Source organism: Vibrio sp. 1580, assembly GCF_033340055.1.
The window spans coordinates 1-676 of the sequence record NZ_JAWOVT010000325.1 but is presented as its reverse complement, the minus strand read 5'-3'; the positions used below and the strand labels follow the sequence as shown (position 1 = coordinate 676).

General features: G+C 41.4%; 2 pseudogenes. One reads left to right on the top strand and one right to left on the bottom strand.

From position 1 onward, the window contains the following. Window positions 1-150 (bottom strand): annotated as a pseudogene (locus R7093_RS25795) (short-chain dehydrogenase); the annotation flags it as partial. Window positions 151-420: 270 nt separating this feature from the next. Here R7093_RS25795 and R7093_RS25790 point away from each other — a divergent pair. Next, window positions 421-676: pseudogene (locus R7093_RS25790) on the top strand (histone deacetylase); the annotation flags it as partial.

The window sequence follows — 676 nt, the reverse complement described above, 5'->3', positions numbered from 1 at the left end:
GGAGTAATGTGCTCTCAAAGCTTGTAGTTCGTCACTGTCTGTGACGTTACGGCTAGTAGCGAGGACGTTCCACCCGCGTTCAAGATAAAGCTCTGTCAGACTCAAACCAATACCACGATTTGCGCCTGTGATAAAAACACTATGGGCCATTTTTAACTCTCTGGTAAGACTCGTTATCGAACTATTGTGTTAGCTGAGTGCGACAAAATCAACTAACCACCATGCACTAAACAACATGGATATAAATACAGAAATAGCACAGAAGGAACCAAACAAAGCGCCTAGGACCGTAAATGTCGTTTTCTTCATCCTTGGAGTATGAAATTTAATTTTTAATGAAAATCATTATCAATTAAATTAATTTCTATTCAACCTTTGTAGTTGGTAATATTTCACAACGTTGTATGAAAAGAATGTCTCATGTTGCCACTGATATACCACCCTATATACTCAAAACTTGAATTGCCCGAAGGGCACCGTTACCCAATCATGAAGTATCAATATCTCTATGAAGAGGTACGTCGCGATGTGCAAGCTGAGTGGGTGCAGTTTTTTGAACCACAAGCTCTGTCAATTGAAGCGATCAAGCGCGTGCATGATGCGGAGTATGTTGACTTACTGGCACAAGGTAATATGCCCGCCGCTAAAATGCGTCGAATCGGCTTTCCTTGGAGTG